This is a genomic window from Stenotrophomonas sp. 93052_Sma (genome assembly GCF_056481145.1).
Map to the genome: position 1 here is coordinate 788,509 of NZ_CM151134.1, position 17,891 is coordinate 806,399.

At 67.2% G+C, this 17,891-nt stretch carries 13 protein-coding genes and 4 pseudogenes; 13 read left to right on the forward strand and 4 right to left on the reverse strand.

What is annotated here, in order from left to right; translation table 11 throughout:
- Positions 1–33: 33 nt before the first annotated feature.
- The 6 genes and pseudogenes from murC (at position 34) to lpxC (ending at position 6,926) form a co-directional block, all read left to right on the forward strand.
- A pseudogene (gene murC / locus ACZK2V_RS03610) lies at positions 34–1,468 on the forward strand (UDP-N-acetylmuramate--L-alanine ligase).
- Positions 1,465–2,427 carry a D-alanine--D-alanine ligase gene (locus ACZK2V_RS03615; RefSeq protein WP_049399805.1) on the forward strand — a complete coding sequence of 321 codons (963 nt, stop codon included), beginning with the start codon at positions 1,465–1,467 and terminating at the stop codon, positions 2,425–2,427. The pseudogene murC and the gene ACZK2V_RS03615 overlap by 4 nt, the downstream one beginning before the upstream one ends.
- Positions 2,424–3,101, forward strand: a pseudogene (locus ACZK2V_RS03620) (cell division protein FtsQ/DivIB); the annotation flags it as partial. The gene ACZK2V_RS03615 and the pseudogene ACZK2V_RS03620, both read left to right, overlap by 4 nt.
- A 68-nt stretch (positions 3,102–3,169) precedes the next feature.
- Positions 3,170–4,405, forward strand: coding sequence for a cell division protein FtsA (gene ftsA, locus ACZK2V_RS03625; RefSeq protein WP_005408083.1), 1,236 nt, complete (start codon positions 3,170–3,172; stop codon positions 4,403–4,405).
- Positions 4,406–4,575: 170 nt separating this feature from the next.
- Entirely contained in the window at positions 4,576–5,811 is a 1,236-nt protein-coding gene (gene ftsZ, locus ACZK2V_RS03630) for a cell division protein FtsZ (protein WP_043397963.1), read from the forward strand.
- Between the two features lie 205 nt (positions 5,812–6,016).
- Positions 6,017–6,926, forward strand: a pseudogene (gene lpxC / locus ACZK2V_RS03635) (UDP-3-O-acyl-N-acetylglucosamine deacetylase).
- Positions 6,927–7,208: 282 nt separating this feature from the next.
- Here the strand turns inward: lpxC and ACZK2V_RS03640 are convergent.
- On the reverse strand, positions 7,209–7,658 hold the full coding sequence (locus ACZK2V_RS03640) for a DciA family protein (RefSeq protein WP_005408086.1): 450 nt from the start codon (positions 7,656–7,658) through the stop codon (positions 7,209–7,211).
- 12 nt (positions 7,659–7,670) lie between these two features.
- Here ACZK2V_RS03640 and ACZK2V_RS03645 point away from each other — a divergent pair, with 12 nt between their 5' ends.
- From ACZK2V_RS03645 to ACZK2V_RS03660, 4 genes are all read left to right on the forward strand, one after another.
- A complete protein-coding gene (locus ACZK2V_RS03645) occupies positions 7,671–8,627 on the forward strand; it encodes a M23 family metallopeptidase (RefSeq protein WP_049461620.1) in 957 nt (318 codons plus the stop codon).
- Between the two features lie 341 nt (positions 8,628–8,968).
- The gene (gene secA, locus ACZK2V_RS03650; RefSeq protein WP_032129708.1) at positions 8,969–11,701 is read left to right on the forward strand and encodes a preprotein translocase subunit SecA; all 2,733 of its coding nucleotides are present in this window, start codon (positions 8,969–8,971) and stop codon (positions 11,699–11,701) included.
- A gap of 143 nt (positions 11,702–11,844) precedes the next feature.
- Positions 11,845–12,528 (forward strand): 8-oxo-dGTP diphosphatase MutT, encoded by a 684-nt coding sequence (mutT, locus tag ACZK2V_RS03655; RefSeq protein ID WP_486322924.1) that lies wholly within the window; start codon positions 11,845–11,847, stop codon positions 12,526–12,528.
- The gene (locus ACZK2V_RS03660) at positions 12,446–12,769 is read left to right on the forward strand and encodes a thiamine phosphate synthase (RefSeq protein ID WP_486322925.1); all 324 of its coding nucleotides are present in this window, start codon (positions 12,446–12,448) and stop codon (positions 12,767–12,769) included. Before mutT ends, ACZK2V_RS03660 begins: the two co-directional genes overlap by 83 nt.
- A gap of 51 nt (positions 12,770–12,820) precedes the next feature.
- Here ACZK2V_RS03660 and ACZK2V_RS03665 read toward each other — a convergent pair whose 3' ends face one another.
- Both ACZK2V_RS03665 and metF read right to left on the reverse strand, forming a co-directional pair.
- Positions 12,821–13,411, reverse strand: coding sequence for a DUF4124 domain-containing protein (locus tag ACZK2V_RS03665; RefSeq protein ID WP_049461618.1), 591 nt, complete (start codon positions 13,409–13,411; stop codon positions 12,821–12,823).
- A 40-nt stretch (positions 13,412–13,451) separates the two neighbouring features.
- On the reverse strand, positions 13,452–14,279 hold the full coding sequence (gene metF, locus ACZK2V_RS03670) for a methylenetetrahydrofolate reductase [NAD(P)H] (RefSeq protein ID WP_049399801.1): 828 nt from the start codon (positions 14,277–14,279) through the stop codon (positions 13,452–13,454).
- 203 nt (positions 14,280–14,482) lie between these two features.
- On the opposite strand from metF, the pseudogene ACZK2V_RS03675 reads away from it, so the two are divergent.
- From ACZK2V_RS03675 to ACZK2V_RS03685, 3 genes and pseudogenes are all read left to right on the forward strand, one after another.
- Positions 14,483–15,407: pseudogene (locus ACZK2V_RS03675) on the forward strand (alpha/beta fold hydrolase).
- Between the two features lie 24 nt (positions 15,408–15,431).
- A complete protein-coding gene (locus ACZK2V_RS03680; protein ID WP_049461616.1) occupies positions 15,432–16,478 on the forward strand; it encodes a sensor histidine kinase in 1,047 nt (348 codons plus the stop codon).
- Positions 16,475–17,206, forward strand: a complete 732-nt coding sequence (locus ACZK2V_RS03685) for a LytR/AlgR family response regulator transcription factor (protein ID WP_049461615.1) — start codon at positions 16,475–16,477, stop codon at positions 17,204–17,206. Before ACZK2V_RS03680 ends, ACZK2V_RS03685 begins: the two co-directional genes overlap by 4 nt.
- Positions 17,207–17,212: 6 nt before the next feature.
- On the opposite strand, the gene ACZK2V_RS03690 is transcribed toward ACZK2V_RS03685, so the two are convergent.
- Positions 17,213–17,887 carry an amidohydrolase family protein gene (locus tag ACZK2V_RS03690; protein WP_486323304.1) on the reverse strand — a complete coding sequence of 225 codons (675 nt, stop codon included), beginning with the start codon at positions 17,885–17,887 and terminating at the stop codon, positions 17,213–17,215.
- Positions 17,888–17,891 lie beyond the last annotated feature (4 nt).

The following is a 17,891-nucleotide window of genomic DNA, read 5'->3' on the forward strand; positions in this document are numbered from 1 at the left end:
ATGCCACCGCGCCTGCCCTGCGCGAGGCCGCGCATGATCCGTCGCCTGCACGACACCAACGACCTGGTGCGCGCGTTCCCGCGCGTGCATTTCGTCGGCATCGGCGGCACCGGCATGAGCGGTATCGCCGAAGTGATGCTGACGCTGGGCTATGAGGTGTCCGGCTCGGACAACGCCGACAACGTGGCGACCCGTCGCCTGGCCAGCCTGGGTGCGCGCATCATGCGCGGCCACTCCGCAGCCAACGTGCTGGGCACCGACTGCGTGGTGGTCTCCAGCGCCATCCGCGAAGACAACCCGGAACTGATGGAAGCGCGCAGCCAGCGTATTCCGATCATGCCGCGTGCGGCGATGCTGGCCGAGCTGATGCGCTTCCGCCGCGGCATCGCTGTGGCCGGTACCCATGGCAAGACCACCACCACCAGCCTCACCGCTGCAGTGCTGAGCGAAGGCGGGCTCGACCCGACGTTCGTGATCGGTGGCCAGCTGCTGGCTGCCGGCGCCAACGCCAAGCTGGGCGGTGGACAGTGGCTGGTGGCCGAGGCCGACGAAAGCGATGGCAGCTTCCTGCGCCTGAACCCGCTGATGTCGATCATCACCAACATTGACGCCGATCACCTGGAGAACTACGGCAACGACTTTGCCCGCGTGCAGGCGGCGTTCGCCGAGTTCCTGCAGCGCCTGCCGTTCTACGGCCTGGCGGTGCTGTGCATCGACGATCCAGAAGTCGCGGCTCTGGCTGCCAAGACCCCGCGCCACGTGATGAGCTACGGCATGAGCCCGCAGGCCGACGTGCGCGCCGAGAACGTGGTGCAGGAAGGCTCGCGCATGCGCTTCACCCTGCGCCTGCCGCAGGGCACCAGCCAGGAAGTGGTGCTGGCGCTGCCGGGCAAGCACAACGTACTCAACGCGCTGGCCGCCGCTGCGGTGGGCTGGCAGCTGGGCGTGGCACCGGACGCGATCGCGCGCACTGGAAGGCTTCGCCGGTGTCGGCCGTCGCTTCAACGATCTGGGCGAAGTGACCACCGCCAGCGGCGCCAAGGTCCGCATCATCGACGACTACGGTCATCACCCGAGCGAGCTGGAAGCGGTGTTTGCCGCCGCCCGTGGTGGCTGGGCCGACAAGCGCCTGGTGGTGGCCTTCCAGCCGCACCGCTACAGCCGTACCCGCGACCAGTTCGACAAGTTCGCCGCGGTGCTGTCCAGCGTCGATGCACTGGTGCTGAGCGAGGTCTACCCGGCCGGCGAGGAACCGATTGCTGGTGCCGATTCGCATGCGTTGGCCCGCGCCATCCGTGCGCGTGGCCGCAGCGAGCCGGTGGTGGTGGGCAAGGCCGCCGAGCTGGCCAGCGTGCTGCCGGACGTGCTGCAGGACGGTGACCTGCTGCTGATGATGGGTGCCGGCGACATCGGTGCCGTGGCCACCCATATTGCGGTGGAAGGCTTCAAGGGGGAGGGCGAGGCGTGAGCGCGCTGACCTTCCCGCCGCTGCGCGTGACCGACCCGGCCGTGTTCGGCCGCGTCGCCGTGCTGCTCGGCGGCAGCTCCAGCGAACGCGAGGTGTCGCTGGACTCCGGCCGCAACGTACTGGAAGCGCTGCAGTCGCGCGGCGTCGATGCGTTCGCGGTGGATGGCATTCCGGCGCTGGCCAAGGCGCTCGCCGCCGGTGGCATCGATCGCGTGTTCAACATCCTGCATGGCCACAACGGTGGCGGTGAGGACGGCATCGTGCAGGGCCTGATGGACGCCTTCGGCGTGCCGTACACCGGCTCGAACGTGCTGGGCTCGGCGCTGAGCATGGACAAGATCCGCACCAAGCAGGTGTGGCTGTCGCTGGGCCTGCCCACCCCGCAGTACCGGAAGGTGGACGCGACCACGGTGCATGCACTGGCAGCCGAACTGGGCCTGCCGGTAGTGGTGAAGCCGGCCAATGAAGGCTCCAGCGTGGGTATCAGCCGGGTCACCGATGACGCGGGCCTCGATGAAGCCGTGGCGCTGGCCGCGCGCTACGACGGCCAGCTGCTGATGGAACAGATGGTGGTGGGCGACGAGCTGACCGTGGCCATCCTCGGCGATGTCGCACTGCCGTCGATCCGCATCGTGCCCAAGGGCCAGTGGTACGACTACAACGCCAAGTACATCGCCGAGGACACCCAGTACCTGTGCCCAGGCCTGGATGGTGACGACGAAGAGGAAATCCGCCGCATCGCGCTGGCCGCGTTCCGTGCCGCCGGCTGCCGTGGCTGGGGCCGCGTGGACGTGATGCGTGACCGCAGCAGCGGTCGCTTCTTCCTGCTGGAAGTGAATACCGCGCCGGGCATGACCAGCCATTCGCTGGTGCCCAAGGCCGCAGGCCAGGCCGGCATCAGCTTCGAAGAGCTGGTGTGGCGCGTGCTGGAACAGACCCTGGAGGCCTCGCACGCATGAACGCGGTGCTGCGCATCTTCGTCTGGCTGTTGGCGCTGTCGGTGGTTGCACTGCCGGTGGTGGCCGTGGTCAATGGCTGGGTCGGCGCCGAGCGCTGGCCGCTGGCGAAGCTGCGCGTGCATGGTGAGTTCAAGCGGGTGCCGGCCGAGCAGTTGCAGCAGGTGCTGCTGCCGTACGCGCATGCGGGCTTCTTCGCGGTCAAGCTGCAGGACGCGCAGGACGCCCTGGAGCAGCTGCCGTGGGTGGAAAGCGCGCAGGTGCGCAAGCAGTGGCCGGACGTGCTGGAAGTGACCCTGGTCGAGCACAAGCCGTTCGCGCGCTGGGGCAACGACCGCCTGGTTTCCGAGCAGGGCAAGTTGTTCCCCACGCCGAAGAAGCTGGCCGATCTGGCGCTGCCCGAACTGGACGGCCCCGACAGCCAGACCGAAGAAGTGATGAAGCTGTACAGCGACTCGCGTGCATTGTTCGCACCGGCCGGCGTCGACGTGCGCCGGGTGACGATGGATGCGCGCGGCAGCTGGTCGCTGGTGCTGAGCAACGGTACCGAAGTGGTGGTCGGCCGCGACGACGCGCGCTCGCGCATGCAGCGCTTCGTCAAGGTGCTGCCGCAGCTCAACCGTCAGGACGCGCCGATCGAGCGCGCCGATCTCCGTTACACCAATGGTTTCACGCTGAGCTGGGGTACCCCGGCCACGCCGGCGAAAACGCCGGCGACCCCAGCCAGCAGGACGCAGGAAAGGACATGAATCGCAAGGGTGACAAATCGCTGATCGTTGGGCTGGACATCGGCACCTCCAAGGTGGTGGCGCTGGTGGGCGAGTACTCGCCGGGCAACCCGATCGAAGTGATCGGCATCGGCTCGCACGAGTCGCGCGGGCTCAAGCGTGGCGTGGTGGTGGACATCGAATCGACCGTGCAGTCGATCCAGCGCGCGGTGGAAGAAGCCGAGCTGATGGCCGGCTGCGAGATCCGCTCGGTGTATGCCTCGATCTCCGGCAACCACGTGCAGTGCAAGAATTCGCCCGGCATCGTGCCGATCCGCGACGGCGAAGTGACCTGGGGCGACCTGGATCGCGTGCTCGATGCGGCCAAGGCCGTGGCGATTCCGGCCGACCAGAAGATCCTGCACGCGATCCCGCGCGAGTACGTCCTGGACGATTCGCAGGAAGGCATCCGCAACCCGGTCGGCATGACCGGCGTGCGCCTGGAAGTGCATGCCCACCTGGTGGTGTGCGCGCAGTCGGCTGCGGCCAACATCAGCAAGTGCGTCCAGCGCTGCGGCCTGCAGGTGGACGACCTGGTGCTGTCCTCGCTGGCCTCCAGCGTGGCGGTGCTGACCGCTGACGAGCGCGAGCTGGGCGTGGTGCTGGTCGACATGGGCGCCGGCACCACCGATATCGCGGTGTTCGTGCAGGGCGCGATCTGCCACACGGCTTCGCTGCCGATCGCCGGCGACCACGTCACCAATGACATCGCGCACATGCTGCGCACGCCGACCCCGGAAGCCGAGCAGATCAAGGTGCGCTATGCCTGCGCCCTGGCCCAGCTGGCCACCGCCGAGGAAAGCATCCAGGTGCCGTCGGTGGGCGACCGCCCGCCGCGCCGCATGCCGCGCCATTCGCTGGCGCAGGCCGTGCAGGGCCGCTACGAGGAAATCTTCGAGATGGTGCAGGCCGAACTGCGCCGCTCCGGCTTCGAGGAACTGGTACGCGCCGGCATGGTGCTGACCGGTGGCGCTTCGAAGATGGAAGGCGTGGTCGAACTGGCCGAGGAAATGCTGCAGATGCCGGTTCGCGTGGGCATCCCGCAGCACGTCACCGGCCTGGGCGAAGTGGTGGGCAACCCGGTGCATGCCACCGGCGTGGGCCTGCTGCTGATGGGCAGCCAGATCGAGCACCCGCGGCGGCCGTCGCTGCCGACCGGGCGCGCTGGAAGCATGTTCAAGAAACTCAAGACCTGGTTCCGCGGCGAGTTCTGACGCGGAACCCGTAACACCGGGCATCGCCCGGGCGCAGCACCCGCAGTACCCGTAGCACAACGCAACACCGGCAACACACAACCCACACAGCCGCAACGTCGGCATGCAGCAGGACGGCAGGACGCCCGAATGCCCATGCCAGCCAAAGCGGATACAACGAGGACACGGACATGGCGCATTTTGAACTGATCGAAAAGATGGCACCCAATGCGGTGATCAAGGTGGTTGGCGTGGGCGGCGGCGGCGGCAATGCCGTGGCGCACATGGTCAACTCGGCGGTGGACGGCGTGGAATTCATCACCGCCAACACCGACTCGCAGGCCATCAAGAATTGCGGTGCCAAGCTGCAGCTGCAGCTGGGTACCAACGTGACCAAGGGCCTGGGCGCAGGCGCGAACCCGGAAGTCGGCCGTCAGGCCGCGCTGGAAGACCGTGAGCGCATCATGGACGCCCTGCAGGGTGCGGACATGGTGTTCATCACCGCCGGCATGGGCGGTGGTACCGGCACCGGCGCTGCGCCGGTGGTGGCACAGCTGGCCAAGGAAATGGGCATCCTGACCGTGGCCGTGGTCACCAAGCCGTTCCCGTTCGAAGGCCGTCGCCGCATGCAGGTGGCGCTGAAGGGCATCGAGGAACTGAGCCAGCACTGCGACTCGCTGATCACCATCCCGAACGAGAAGCTGATCACCGTGCTGGGTCGCAACGCGACCATGATCCAGGCCTTCCGTGCCGCCAACGACGTGCTGCAGGGCGCCGTGCAGGGCATCGCCGACCTGATCGTGCGTCCGGGCCTGATCAACGTCGACTTCGCCGACGTGCGCACCGTCATGTCCGAAATGGGCCTGGCGATGATGGGTACCGGCACCGCCCGTGGCGATGACCGCGCCCAGGCCGCCGCCGAAGCCGCGATCCAGAACCCGCTGCTGGACGATGTGAACCTGGCCGGTGCCAACGGCATCCTGGTCAACATCACCGCCGGCGCCGACTTCACCATGGCCGAGTTCGACGAAATCGGCCGCACCATCGATGGCTTCGCTTCCGAAGACGCCACCGTGGTGGTCGGTACCGTGCTGGATCCGGACATGCAGGACGAAGTGCGCGTGACCGTGGTCGCTACCGGCCTGAACCGCGTGTCGGCCAGCAAGACCCAGCGTCCGGGCGAGCGTGCGCCGATCAAGCTGGTCCGCAATGCCACCACCGGCCAGCCGGAATTCGGTGACTTCGACAACGGCGGCGACGCCGTGTCCAAGGCCGTGGGCGGCATGGGTCTGGGCCTGCGTCGCGCCAGCAGCGATACCGCGGCAGCCTCCGCTCCCTCGGCCCCGGCCGCTTCGGCCCCGGCGGCGGCGGAACTGCCGAACGACTACCTGGACATCCCGGCGTTCCTGCGCCGCCAGGCGGACTAAGCGGGGCACCCGGGGCTTGTCCTCCCCGGGTTGCGCCACCATGTCCTGAAAACGCGGGCGCCGGGCCAGGATGGGTCCGGCTGCCCTGCTTCACGCGCGTCCCCACGGCGTGCCGGTGCGTCCTGCCTGCAGCCTTCACTGGCGTTTCAGCCAGGGTAGGGGAGGGCGCGTGTTAATCTAATGTGTCACTTCCGGCCCATCCCCCATGATCCAGCAACGCACCCTCAAGAACACGATCCGCGCCACCGGCGTTGGCCTGCACAGCGGTGACAAGGTCTACATGACCCTGCGCCCGGCACCGGTCAACCATGGGATCGTGTTCCGTCGCGTGGACCTGGACCCGGTGGTGGAAGTGCCGGCCAAGGCCGAACTGGTCACCGAAGTGACCCTGTGCACCGGCCTGACCTGCAACGACGCCAAGATCCAGACCGTCGAACACCTGATGTCGGCGCTGGCCGGCCTGGGTGTGGACAACATCATCGTCGAACTGTCCTCGGCCGAGCTGCCGATCATGGACGGTTCGGCCGGCCCGTTCGTGTTCCTGCTGCAGTCGGCAGGCATCGTGGAACAGGATGCGCCCAAGCGCTTCATCCGCGTGCTGAAGACCGTGGAAGTGACCGAGGGCGACAAGGTGGCCCGCTTCAGCCCGTACGAGGGCTACAAGCTGGGCTTCACCATCCAGTTCGATCACCCGATGATCCCGGCCAAGCAGTCGCGCCAGGAAATCGAGTTCTCGACGCTGGCCTACACCAAGGAAATCTCCCGCGCGCACCTTCGGTTTCATGCGCGACCTGGAATACATGCGCGAGCGCAACCTGGGCCTGGGCGGTTCGATGGACAACGCCATCGTGCTGGACGAGTTCCGCGTGCTCAACGAAGACGGCCTGCGCTACGCCGACGAATTCGTGCGCCACAAGATCCTCGACGCGATCGGCGACCTCTATCTGGCCGGTGGCCAGGTGCTGGGTGCCTACGAAGGCTTCAAGTCCGGTCACGCCCTCAACAACAAGCTGGTGCGGGCGCTGATGGCCGACGCCACCGCCTGGGAATGGGTCAGCTTCGACTCGCCGGCCACCCCGGACCCGGTGGAATATGCCACTCCGGCCTACGCCTGATTCCTGTAGATCGTTGAATTGAAAGACAAAAGCGCCGCCTTCCAGGGCGGCGTTGTCGTTTCAGGCGTGTCCGGCGCATTCAGCATGCTTGACGCGCGTCAAGGCCGGTTCGAGGTCACGGTTTTGTGAACCTGTTGGATCGGAAGCCTGAATTTAACGTAGTTTTAACAACAATCTAACGACAGGCCCCCGGATGGCAGCTAGGATGCGACCCGGCCCCCGAAATGTTTCACGCCGTGGTGACACGCGCGACGGGGAGCGGAGCCGGATGCTCCGTTGTCGTCAGGACCGCTTCTTCGGCTTCGAAGGAACGTCCTGCAGGCAAGCCAAGGCGTCGCGTAGCCCTTTGTGCGTGGCGGCTGAAACTGCGTGGGGTCCATTCCGGTTGTCGAGCGCTGGGGAGCGCGTGGGAGTGGGAGACGCAGTCTTGATGGTCACCCTGGTGGCCTTCAGCCCGATGGAACGGGCCGCGTCGAGCAACTGGGCTTCGGCAAGCCGCAACTTGGCATGCCAGACCGGGGACTCGACGAGAAAAACGAGGTGTTCCCCGTCCACATTGGCCAGCCGGCAACGGCTGCGCAGAGGTGGCGGCAACTGGGGGCGCAACTGACGGTCCAGCGCGTCAAGCCACAAGGCACGCCGCAGCGGGTTCCCGCTTTTGTCCGCCATCACCGCATCCAGCGCCGGCTTCGGCACTGACGCGGGGCGAACGCTGGATTTCGGCTCAGACATGAAAACTCACTGATGGCATTCAAAAAGATCGTAATCAAAACGCGTGAAGGACAGGCCAAAGCGTCGCCGATCGCGCGTTTGCGGTTCTATTTCGAGGACCGCCCCCGCGCCCTGCTGGGCAGCGTGCTCGGGGTAGGCTGCATTATCGGCCTTGCCGGCGGCATTGGCGCCAGCGCGCTGAATGATTCCCGCCTGCAGGCCAAGGTCGAGCGCCAGGATGCAGAGCTGGCCAAGATCAAGCGCGATGCGCAGACCCAGGTCAACGCGCTGGCGGCCCGCCTCGGCGAGCTGCAGGCCCAGGCCACCCGCCTCAACGCCCTCGGCGAACGGCTGACCCAGATGGGCAAGCTGGAAGACGGCGAGTTCGACTTCAACGAGACCCCCGGTCTCGGTGACGGCGACGCCGGCGGCCCGACCAGCGACATCCCGGTCAAGGACGTCAACGCCGACTTACAGGTGCTGGAGCAGCGCTTCGCTGCTTCAGGCCGCCAGCTGTCGGTGATGGAATCGCTGATGTTCGACCACCAGCTGCAGCAGAACGCCGTGCCGTCGCGCATGCCGATCCGCAACAGCTACGTGACCTCCGGTTTCGGCACCCGTGCCGACCCGTTCGGCCGCGGTGCCGCCACCCACAAGGGCATGGACTTCCACGCCAGGGTCGGTGACCCGGTGATGGCCGTGGCCGAAGGCGTGGTCAGCTTCTCCGGCGTGAAGGGCGGCTACGGCAACGTGGTCGACGTCGACCACGGTAACGGCTACGTCACCCGCTACGCGCACAATTCGCGCCTGGTGGTGAAGGTCGGCGACCTGGTCCGTGCCGGGCAGGAAGTGGCCAAGGCCGGTTCCACCGGTCGTTCGACCGGCGCCCACGTGCACTTCGAAGTGTGGGAAAACGGCAACGTGGTCAACCCGCGCAAGTTCCTCGGCGACGGCGGCAACACGCCGGTCGGCCGCGTCAGCCGCGGCTGATGCCCCATTGGGGTGCCGGCTGCCGTCGGCACTACCGCCCCCGGAGTACGGGGGCAGCGCCGTAGGCGCGGGGGTGTGGAGGCGAGGTAAGTGGGGCCCACGGTTCGCGCAGCGAAGCGTGGGAGCGCCAGCGCGCATGCGCTGACGCGTACCCGGCCAGCGGCCGGCACTACCGGGAGTGTTCGGATGCCATTGCCGCCAAAGGGTTGAAACCCCTTGCGGCCGTCCCAAGCTACAATGGGTGTTGCCATCGACAGGGCGCCAGGCGCCCTGTTTCGTTTGCGGCGGACGGATCCCAAGGGGGAGGCCGGGCGTCGTGTCCATCCAACCCGGTTCCTTCAATGATCAACAGCCTGCTTACCCGCGTATTTGGCAGTCGTAACGAACGACAGCTGCGCCAGCTCAACCGCATCGTCGCCAAGATCAATGCGCTGGAGCCGGAGATCGAGAAGCTTTCCGACGAGCAGCTTCAGGCCAAGACGCCGGAGTTCAAGCAGCGCATCGCCGACGGTGAAGCCTTGGACAAGGTGCTGCCGGAAGCGTTCGCGGTCTGCCGCGAAGCCGGTCGCCGCGTGCTGGGCATGCGCCACTACGACGTGCAGCTGATCGGCGGCATGGTGCTTCACCTGGGCAAGATCGCAGAAATGCGCACCGGTGAAGGCAAGACCCTGGTGGCGACCCTGCCGGTGTACCTCAACGCGCTGGAAGGCAAGGGCGTGCACGTGGTCACCGTGAACGACTACCTGGCCCGCCGCGACGCCGCGCAGATGGGCAAGCTGTACAACTGGCTGGGCCTGAGCGTGGGCGTGGTGTACCCGGGCATGCCGCACAGCGACAAGCGCGAAGCCTACGCCTCGGACATCACCTACGGCACCAACAACGAATTCGGCTTCGACTACCTGCGCGACAACATGGCGCTGTCCAAGGCCGACCGCTACCAGCGCGGCCTGCACTACGCCATCGTCGACGAAGTCGACTCCATCCTGATCGACGAAGCGCGTACCCCGCTGATCATCTCCGGCCCGGCCGACGATTCCCCGGAGCTGTACATCCGCGTCAACCGCGTCGTGCCGAACCTGGTCAAGCAGGAAGCGGAAGACGGCGAAGGCGACTTCTGGGTCGATGAGAAGGGCAAGCAGGTGCACCTGTCCGAAGCGGGCATGGAGCACGCCGAGCAGCTGCTGGTCGAGGCCGGCATCCTCGACGGCGAGACCGAAGGCCTGTACGCGCCGCAGAACCTGACCGTGGTCCACCACCTGAACGCCGCGCTGCGCGCGCACGCGATCTACCAGCGTGACGTGGATTACATCGTGCGCGATGGCGAAGTGGTCATCGTCGATGAGTTCACCGGCCGCACCCTGTCCGGCCGCCGCTGGTCCGATGGCCTGCACCAGGCGGTGGAAGCGAAGGAAGGCGTGCCGGTCCAGCGCGAGAACCAGACGCTGGCGAGCATCACCTTCCAGAACCTGTTCCGCATGTACAAGAAGCTGTCCGGCATGACCGGTACGGCTGATACCGAAGCCTTCGAGTTCCAGAGCATCTACGGCCTCGAAGTGGTGGTGATCCCGACCAACCGCCCGACCATCCGCAAGGACAGCCCGGACCAGGTATTCCTGAACCGCAAGGGCAAGTTCAATGCGGTGCTGGCCGACATCGAAGAGTGCGCCAAGCGCGGCCAGCCGGTGCTGGTGGGTACCACCTCGATCGAAACCTCGGAAATGCTGTCCGAGCACCTGCGCAAGGCGGGCGTGAAGCACGAAGTGCTCAACGCCAAGCAGCATGACCGCGAAGCGACCATCGTCGCCAATGCCGGCCGTCCGGCGGCCGTGACCATCGCCACCAACATGGCCGGCCGCGGTACCGACATCGTGCTGGGCGGTTCGCTGGAAGCGGAGATCCACGAGCTGGGCGAAGGCGCGACCGACGAACAGAAGGCCGCGGTCAAGGCCGATTGGCAGAAGCGCCACGAGGCCGTCAAGGCTGCCGGCGGCCTGCACATCGTCGGTACCGAGCGCCATGAATCGCGCCGTATCGACAACCAGCTGCGCGGCCGTTCGGGCCGCCAGGGTGACCCGGGTTCGTCCCGCTTCTACCTGTCGCTGGAAGACAACCTGATGCGCATCTTCGCCTCCGACTGGGTGCAGAAGGCCATGCGCATGATGGGCATGAAGGAAGACGACGTCATCGAGGACCGCCTGGTCAGCCGCCAGATCGAGAAGGCGCAGCGCAAGGTCGAGGCCCACAACTTCGACATCCGCAAGAACCTGCTGGACTTCGATGACGTCAACAACGACCAGCGCAAGGTGATCTACGCCCAGCGCGACGAGCTGCTGGACGCCGAGTCGGTGAAGGACAACGTCGACGGCATCCGCGACGACGTGATCTTCGACGTGGTGGCCCGCTTCGTGCCGCCGAACTCGATCGACGAGCAGTGGGACCTGCGTGGCCTGGAAGCAACCCTGGAGTCGGACTTCGGCCTGCAGATGTCGCTGACCGATCTGGTCAAGTCGCACGAAGAGCTGGACGCCGAAGCCATCGCCGCCAAGGTGCAGGAGCGCGTCAACCAGCACTTCGCCGAGAAGGAAGCCGGTGTCGGTGAGGAAACCATGCGTGCGCTGGAGAAGCACGTGATGCTGACCGTGCTGGACCAGAGCTGGAAGGAGCACCTGGCGCGCATGGACTACCTGCGCCAGGGCATCTACCTGCGTGGTTACGCGCAGAAGCAGCCGAAGCAGGAGTACAAGAAGGAAGCCTTCGAGCTGTTCTCGGACATGCTGGAGAACGTCAAGCGCGAAGTGGTGACCCTGCTGTCGCGCGTGCGCATCCGCAGCGACGAGGAAGTGCAGGCGCTGGAAGCAGCCGAACGCCAGCAGGCCGAAGCGCGCCTGAGCCAGTCGCAGTTCCAGCACCAGGACGTGGGCGGCTACAGTGCCGACGAGGAAGCCGCGCAGGTGCAGGCTGCCCAGCAGGGCATTGCACAGGCGCAGCGCGATGAGCCGAAGATCGGCCGCAACGATCCATGCCCGTGCGGCAGTGGCAAGAAGTACAAGCACTGCCACGGCCAGCTGAGCTGACCCCGAAGAGCCCCGCGAAAGCGGGGCTCTTTTTTCATGGCGGCTGTTTCGTGGGGCTGATCCGGCCCGATCCGAGATTGCGCGGGCCGCCCTGTTCTGGGCATGCTTCCCCCATGGCTCCCCCCACCCGATCGATCCACGTCGTGGCCGCCGTCATCACCGACGCCCGTGGCCGCGTGCTGCTCAACCGTCGTACCGAGAACCGCGACATGGCCGGCCTGTGGGAGTTCCCCGGCGGCAAGCGCGAATCCGGCGAGACCTCCGAGCAGGCGTTGGTTCGCGAGCTGCGCGAGGAACTGGGCATCGAAGCCGATGTCGGCGAATGGCTGATGGATGTGCCGCAGCGCTACCCGGACAAGCACCTGACCCTGGAAGTGCGCCACGTGCGCAGCTGGAAGGGGACGCCACGTGGCCGCGAGGGCCAGGCCATTACCTGGGTGGCGCCGGATAAACTTGGTCGCTATTCGATGCCACCGGCCGATCTGCCGGTGGTGGCCGCGCTGCGCCAACCCGACAGCTACCTGATCACCCCGGCGCCGGCCGATGACGCCGACGGCGTGCAGCACTGGCATGAGCAGCTGCAGCGTGTGGTGGCGGCGGGCCAGCAGCGCATCCAGCTGCGGTTGCCGACGGCACATCCGGAGCGCCAGGCGATGGTCGAACAGGCCGTGCGCGCACATCGTCGCAGCGGGGTGCAGTGGCTGCTCAACCGCGATATCGAACGCGCGCGTACTGGGCGTTGGGGTGCACCTGGGCAGCGAGCAGCTGCTGGAGCTGTCGCAGCGTCCGCTGCCCGAAGGCCAGCTGGTGGCCGCGTCCTGCCATGACCTGCAGCAGCTGCAGGCCGCACAGCGGTTGGGCTGCGACTTCGCCGTGCTGGGCCCGGTGCAGGCCACGGCCAGCCATCCCGATGCCGTGCCGCTGGGCTGGAACGCGTTCGCCGAGCTGCGCGCGCAGGTGTCACTGCCGATCTATGCGCTGGGCGGCATGGGCCGCGGTCACATCGCCGAAGCGCGTCGCCATGGTGGGCAGGGCATCGCCGCCATCCGCGCGCTGTGGCCGGAGTGAGCCGGCATGCGGGGTCAGATCCCTGCGCAGCAGGGCTCTGACCCCGCCCGATCACAACGTGATCCAGAAACACCCGTACTGGCGCCGCAACCCCAGCACCGTCGACGCGCGCGACGCGCTGCCGGGCAACGTCTGCTCCAGGCGCAGGCCGATGGGTTGCCGCGCCACAGAGGCCACAGGGTCGGATCCCAACACGGCAGGGCTCTGATCCTCATCCTGCGATTGCTGCAGCGCCTGTGACGGATACACCGGCACCACGTCCACCAGGGGCCGCCGCGCCAAGGATTCCAGCTGGCCGAGGATGCGCTGCGCGCCCGCATCGGAAACCGCGCCCCACAGATACAGTGAGGACAGCCGATTCACATCGTTGCTGACGATGCCGATGCGCAGCGCGTCCACCAGTTCACTCAGCCGCCGCGGGCAGCGTGCCCCCAAGGTGTCGCGCTGCAGGGTATTGCCGGCGGGCGCAGGCGGTGGCAACCGCGACCGCGCGCCCAGGCTGTCGCAGGGCCGGTCGGTGTAGACGCTTTGGCCCTGGGCATCGGTGCAGCGGTTCAGGCGCGTGGACTGTGCGTGGGCGACGCTCGACAGCACGCACAGCGGCAGCAGCAACAGCAACAGCAGGAAGGAAAGCCGGATCATCCTCGCAGGGTAGCGCCGATCACGCTTGCGCGCCGTGCTTTCAGCCCTGCAGCAGCTTCAGCACCGAAGTGGTCGGCTTGGCCAGGTTCAAGGTGTAGAAGTGCAGGCCGGGTGCGCCGCCTTCGATCAGGCGCTGGCACAGCTTGGCCACCACTTCAGTGCCGAATGCACGCACCGACTCTGCATCATCGCCATAAGCCTGCATCTTGCGGCTGATCCAGCGCGGGATCTCCGCACCGCACTGTTCGGAGAAGCGGCGCAGCTGGCTGAAGTTGGCGATCGGCATGATGCCGGGCGTGATCGGTACCTGCACGCCCAGCCGCCGCACTTCGTCGACGAAATGGAAGTAGGCATCAGGGTTGAAGAAGTACTGGGTGATCGCCGCATCGGCACCGGCGTCGATCTTGGCCTTGAAATGCTTCAGGTCGGCCAGTGCGTCGGAAGCCTGCGGGTGCGTTTCGGGGTACGCGCCCACTTCGATATGGAACGCATCGCCGTGCTCGGCGCGGATGAAGTCGATCAGTTCGGCGGCATAGCGCATGTCACCGGGGAAACCCATGCCCGACGGCAGATCGCCGCGCAGCGCGACCAGGCGGCGGCAGCCGATGGCGCGATACAGCTTGAGCAGCTCGCGGATTTCCTGACGGGTGCCGCCGACGCAGGACAGATGCGGTGCGGCATCGAAGCCATGGTGCTGGTTGAGATGGCGCACGGTCTCGGAGGTATAGCTCAGGGTCGAGCCACCGGCGCCGAAGGTACACGACACGTACTCGGGACCGTAGTCCTTCAGCCTGGCCGCGGCGCGGTCCAGCTGGCTGCGCTGTTCGTCGGTCTTGGGCGGATAGAACTCGAAGCTGATGGCGGTCATGGCACGGGCGGCAGCGGCGGGTGCGGATTAGTATATCGCTTCATCAAGATGGATGTTGTCAATTTATGCGGACGTACATCGTCAGCCGCCTGCGACCGTTCGCCCCGGCGATCGGCCGCTGCTCCGAAATCGCCCTCCGGGTGCCGTGGCCGGCGGCACGCTGAGCCCATTCCGGGACCACCCACCTGACGAAGGAGCAGACGATGAAGATCTTCCTGGCACTCTGGTATGCAATGAAGGCCCTGGCCCGGCTGGCGATGATCGGCATGGCGATGGCCGTGCTCGGCTCCGGCTCGGCGCACGCCGCCAGCGCCCCGGCGGCGGGCAAGGTGCAGGTCGAGGTGGTCGGCAAGGGCCGTCCGCTGCTGATGATCCCCGGCCTGAACAGCAGCGCCGAGGTCTGGCGCGAGACCTGCCTGGCGCTGAAGGACGTGCAGTGCCATCTGGTGCAGCTGCCGGGCTTTGCCGGCGCTGCGCCAGCCGACCCGCGCCCGGCCGAATTCCTGCCGGCCATGCGCGGGCAGCTGCTTGCCTACCTGCATGACCAACAGCTGGGCCCGGTGGTGGTGATCGGCCACAGTCTTGGCGGCCTGCTGGGGCTGCAGGTGGCGCAGGCCGAGCCGAAGGCAGTCAGTGCGCTGGCGGTGGTCGACGCATTGCCGTTCCTGCCGGCGGCGCGTGACCCGAACGCCACCGCAGACAGCGTGCGGCCAATGGCTGACCAGCTGCGCAAGGGCATGCTCGCCGCCGATGCCGCGCAGTGGCAGGCGCAGCTGAAGGCCGGCCTGCCGGGCATGACCCGCGATCCGCAGCGGCAGGCCGAGCTGGGGCGCTGGGGCGAAGCCAGCGACCGCCAGACCACCGCTGACGCCATGCATGCGGTGATGACCACCGACCTGCGTGACAGCATCGCCTCGATCACCGCACCGACGCTGGTGCTGGGCAGCTGGGCCGGCTACCAGCCGATGGGCGGCACCGAGGACAGCACGCGCGGTGTTCCAGGCGCAGTACGCGAAACTGCGGGGCGTGCAGATCGCGATGAGCGCGCAGGGTTTCCACTTCCTGATGTGGGATGATCCGCGCTGGCTGCGCGGTCAGGTGCAGGCCTTCCTCGACCACCACCACTGAGTTTCAACACGCCTGGAAATGGACATGCCGGATTCCTCCTCGACGGTACGCTTCTGGCTGCTCAATGCGCTGGTGTGGGCGCTCTATGGCGTTGCCGGAATCGGCCTGCGCCAGACCTATTTCAGCGATGCCGGAAGCGCGGGCGTGTTGATCACGCTGGGCCTGGCGTTGGCCCTGTTCGGGTGCAGCGGTGCCATCCGTGCGCTGGCGCTGCGCGCCGACTGGTGGGCGCGCGGTACGGCCGGGCTGTTGCTGCGGCTGGCGCTGTCGGTGGCATTGGGCGCGGCAGTGGCGCAGCTGCTGGTGAACATCGCGCTGCACTCGGCGCTGGCCTGGAACTGGGTGAGCCTGGGGCGGCAGACGGCCGACTTCAGCCCCAAGGCGCTGCTGCTCTACTGGTACACCACTGCGGTGATGCTGGCCCTGTGGGCAGCGCTTTGGGCAAGCCTGCACAGCCTGCGCCGGATACGCGGGGCGGAACTGGCCCGCCTGCGCGCCGAAGCCGAGCGCAGTGCGCTGGAACGCGATGCGCTGCGTGCGCGGCTCAACCCGCACTTCATGTTCAATGCGCTGAACAACCTGCGTGCGCTGATCCTGGAAGATCCTGAGCGTGCGCGCGACATGGTCACCCGCCTGTCGCGCACGCTGCGCCAGGCGCTGGCGCACAACCGCAGCGAGCAGGTCACGCTGGCCGAGGAACTGGCGGTGGTCGACGACTATCTGGCCATCGAGGCCATCCACTTCGAGCAGCGCCTGCAGGTGCGGCAGCAGATCGATGCCGATGCCATGCAGGCGCAGCTGCCTGCGATGGCTTTGCAGCTGCTGGTGGAGAACGCGATCAAGCACGGCATCGCCAGCCGCCCCGGCGGCGGCGAGGTGCAGATCCGTGCCACGCTGGACAATGACGTGCTGCGCCTGCAGGTGGACAATCCGCTGGGCAGCGCCAACGAGCCCACCCCTGGGCATGGCGTCGGCCTGGCCTACCTGCGTGCGCAGCTCGGTACGCAAGGTCGTTTCACCCTGCAGCCGGTCGGCGACCGCATGCAGGCCCTGCTGGAGATTCCGCAATGAGTGGCGTGCTGCGCGTATTGATCGTTGATGATGCGCGGCTGGCGCGGCAGGAGCTGCGCACGCTGTTGTCGGCGCTGCCGTGGGTGCAGTGCGTGGGCGAAGCCGACGATGTGCCTGCCGCACGCGAGGCGATCGCCACACTGGCGCCGGACCTGGTGCTGCTGGATGTGCAGATGCCGTCCGGCAGTGGCTTCGATGTGCTGGACGGGCTGGAGGCGGTGCCGGCGGTGGTGTTCGTTACCGCCTATGACACCTACGCGGTGCGCGCGTTCCAGGCCAACGCGCTGGACTATCTGGTGAAGCCGGTCGAGGCACCGCGCTTGCTGGAAGCGTTGCAGCGGGCGCGCCAGCGCGAGGTGGTGGCGGGCGAAACGCCGGAGCCGCGCAGCACGCTGGGCGCTCAGGACCAGGTGTTCGTGCGCGAGGGCGAACGCTGCTGGTTCGTCGCGGTCTCGGAGATCCGCCGGCTGGTGGTGGATGGCAACTACACGCGGCTGTGGTTCCGCGACCAGAACGCGTTGCTGACCCGCAGCCTGAGTGCGCTGGAGGCACGCCTGCCGCCGGATCTGTTCTTCCGTGCCAACCGCAACACGCTGGTCAACCTGCGCCGTATCCGAGGCGTGACGCCCAGCATCGCTGATGGTTATGACCTGGCACTGGACGACGGCAGCGAGGTGGAGGTGTCGCGCCGGCAGGCGCGTGAACTGCGCGAGCGGATGGCGTTGTAGTTGCCGCTACAGCTCGGCACTGACCGGGCTGGTGATGAAGCCCCACAGCAGGCGCGCCATCACCGCCGGTGAACGTGCCTGCGCGCGGGTGTAGGCGAGCAGTGCATCCAGCCGCGAGCGGTCGTAGAGGTGCCCGGCCAGCAGCACCGCGTGCACACGACGGGTGTTGGCGGTGTCCTGCAGCGGGTTGCCGTCGAGCAATACCAGGTCGGCGGCTTTGCCGACCTCGACACTGCCATGCGATGCCTGCAGCTCCAGATGACGCGCCGCGTGCAGCGTTGCCGCGCGCAGCACGTCGGCCTGGCTCAGGCCTGCCTGGCGCAGCCACTGCAGTTCCTCGTGATAGCGGAAGCCACCCAGCCCGGTATCGGTGCCGACCAGCACGGTGACGCCGGCACGATGCGCGGCACCGGTGAGGGCCAGTCCATGCTCGAAGTACGCCTTCAACGCGTCTTCGCCGCGCAGGCCAGGATAGCGTTCGGTGGTGGCCGTCAGATCATCGCGCCATGCCCAGCGCGAAAGTGGATCGAGATAGGCCAGACGTGGATCGTTGATGAAGGCGGGGTCGCGCGCACGCGCATCCTCTTCGCGGGTGACATGGGTGGGTACGAACGCGGCACCGCTGGCCTGCATCACACCGAACGCCTCGTTGCAGAGCGCGGGCTGGTAGCCGCCGACCATGCGT

Coding starts and splice junctions, on each gene's coding strand:
- ftsZ (WP_043397963.1), top strand. CDS start 4,576: ATGGCGCATTTTGAACTGATCGAAAAGATGGCACCCAATGCGGTGATC.
- ACZK2V_RS03665 (WP_049461618.1), bottom strand. CDS start 13,411: ATGATCCGGCTTTCCTTCCTGCTGTTGCTGTTGCTGCTGCCGCTGTGC.
- metF (WP_049399801.1), bottom strand. CDS start 14,279: ATGACCGCCATCAGCTTCGAGTTCTATCCGCCCAAGACCGACGAACAG.
- ACZK2V_RS03685 (WP_049461615.1), top strand. CDS start 16,475: ATGAGTGGCGTGCTGCGCGTATTGATCGTTGATGATGCGCGGCTGGCG.
- ACZK2V_RS03690 (WP_486323304.1), bottom strand. CDS start 17,887: ATGGTCGGCGGCTACCAGCCCGCGCTCTGCAACGAGGCGTTCGGTGTG.
- ftsA (WP_005408083.1), top strand. CDS start 3,170: ATGAATCGCAAGGGTGACAAATCGCTGATCGTTGGGCTGGACATCGGC.
- ACZK2V_RS03680 (WP_049461616.1), top strand. CDS start 15,432: ATGCCGGATTCCTCCTCGACGGTACGCTTCTGGCTGCTCAATGCGCTG.
- ACZK2V_RS03645 (WP_049461620.1), top strand. CDS start 7,671: ATGGCATTCAAAAAGATCGTAATCAAAACGCGTGAAGGACAGGCCAAA.
- secA (WP_032129708.1), top strand. CDS start 8,969: ATGATCAACAGCCTGCTTACCCGCGTATTTGGCAGTCGTAACGAACGA.
- ACZK2V_RS03640 (WP_005408086.1), bottom strand. CDS start 7,658: ATGTCTGAGCCGAAATCCAGCGTTCGCCCCGCGTCAGTGCCGAAGCCG.